2 protein-coding genes are annotated in these 2,124 nt (G+C 61.9%); both read left to right on the plus strand.

The genetic code is table 11. The features are described 5' to 3' along the window. Positions 1-408 (plus strand): hypothetical protein (locus tag WBV42_RS02885; RefSeq protein ID WP_423984700.1); only part of this gene is annotated, 408 nt, incomplete at its 5' end. 102 nt (positions 409-510) lie between these two features. Next, positions 511-2,124, plus strand: a 1,614-nt coding sequence (locus tag WBV42_RS02890; protein WP_423984701.1) for a thiamine pyrophosphate-binding protein, incomplete at its 3' end; no start/stop codon positions are given.

The raw sequence follows: 2,124 nt of genomic DNA on the forward strand, positions 1-2,124 counted from the left end.
GTCGAAATCGGGTGGACCGAGAACGACTCCGTTCGTATCATCAGTACCGGGTTGTCGACCTACTCGGTGGCGAGCGATACCCGGTCGTCGGTGGCGGACCTTCGACATCAGAATCTTACCCCCGAACAACGCGCCCGCGTCGACAGAATCTCAACCGACCTACGTGCGGCCGAAACAGGTGCTGCAAAGGCCCTCCGAAAGCGGGCGGACGACAGAAAAACCGACCTCGGATCGAAGGACATCCACAAGATAGCGAACGCCCTCGGTCGTCATCGGGCAGGGACGGCAGGGGCCACCATCTCCATCGACCTGCCGAAGGCGAAAAGCGGGATATCTCTGCGACAAATCGACACCGGCGGTTTGTCCAATGCAACGGCGTCGAACCAGTCGATGTCCAACGGCGCGTGAACGGTTCCGCTTTACTATGGGCGTTCGGCGGAGTCCACTGATGGGAGTGTAATCCGTTTTCTGGGGGCATCTCTTTGTATGATGGGGACACACCTCGTAGATATGGTAGACGTTACCGGCGGCGAGTTCCTTTATGATACATTGGTCGATGCGGGCGTGGAGCTGCTCGTTGGCCTCCCCGGAACCCAGACGCTTCCCCTGGACCGGACCGTGGTTCGACGGGACGAAATGACGTATCTGATGGTTCGGCACGAAACCGCTGTCCCGCATATCGCGTGGGGGTATTACGAGACGACTGGCTTGCCTGCGGCGACACTCACTGTTCCCGGCCCCGGCGATACGAACGCGATGCACGGATTGAAGAACGCCTACGAGGACTGCGTCCCCATCCTACACGTTTCCGCCGACGTGAATCCCGAGGACCGTGGGAAGAGCCCCATCCACGAGATAGAGCCGGATACCTTCGACAACGTCGTCAAACGAAACGTGACCGTGGAGGACGAACTCGAACTTCACGAGTCGGTCGAACGGGGAATCGAGACGGCCCTCACTCCGCCATGCGGCCCGGTTCGACTGGGCATCCCTTCGGATCTCCTCGCGGGAGAAATAGAGACACCGGCAGTGGACGTGAGCCCGGAACGGGTAACGTACGAAAACGACACCTACCCCGAAGCCGCGAACCGTCTCGCCGAGGCAGAACGGCCAGTGATATACGCCGGTGGCGGGGTTCGCAGGTCGTCGGAAGGAGTTCGTGTCGTCCGGGAACTCGCCGAGGCGCTCGATGCAGCCGTCATCACCTCCCTCAAGGGAAAAGGCGTCTACCCGGAAACCGACGACCGTTGGCTCGGCGTCACCGGAACCCACACCCCTGCTGGGATGCGCGAGGCACTCGCCGCTGCCGACGTCGTCCTCGCGCTCGGAACCGACTTTGACGGGGTTACGACGGCCAACTGGGAGGTACCCATTGGGGAGACGCTCATCCACGTCACGCTCGACACCGACGACGTGAACGAGGGGTACGAAGCCGACATCGCCATCGTTGACGACGCTACCCGGGCGGGTGACCGTCTTCTCGCGGAATTAGGTGACCGAGGAGGAGATGGGTGGAGCAGTTCCGATGTCGCCCGGCGCGTCCGGATGGAGTACGAGAACCATCTCCACGATCTCGGGCTCTTCGAGGGAAGTACTCCCGCCAACACGCCGGAGCTCCTCGCAGCGGTTCGCGAGGCCACGCCCCTTGCATCGCCGATAACGACCGACGTGGGTGGGTTCCGACTCTGGGCGATGCAGCGATTCGCAACCGATGCCCCGGACAAGTTCGTCACTGCCGGATCATGGGCCGGAATGGGCGTCGGTCTTCCTGCGGCAATCGGTACCGCCGTCGGCCGGAACGACGGACAGCCTGTCGTCTGCCTCACGGGCGACGGCGGTTTGATGATGTGTATCCACGAATTCCACACCGCCGCCGAGTACGGTCTCAACGTCGTGGTCGTGGTCTCGAACAACGCGGATTACGGCATCATCTCGAAATCGCCGAAAATCATGCAGTACACGGACCGACACGAGTTTAGCTGGACTCGTCCCGACTTCGCCGAAATCGCTGAGGGGTTCGGCGTTCGAGGCACCAGTGTCGATACAGCGGCGGCGGCAGGCGAGGCTGTTGCAGACGCAATCGAACGACAGGCGGGGCCGGAACTCATCGACGTGACCGTCGAA

Origin of the sequence: Haladaptatus sp. (assembly GCF_049589095.1) — an archaeon.
Taxonomy (GTDB): Archaea; Halobacteriota; Halobacteria; order Halobacteriales; family Haladaptataceae; genus Haladaptatus.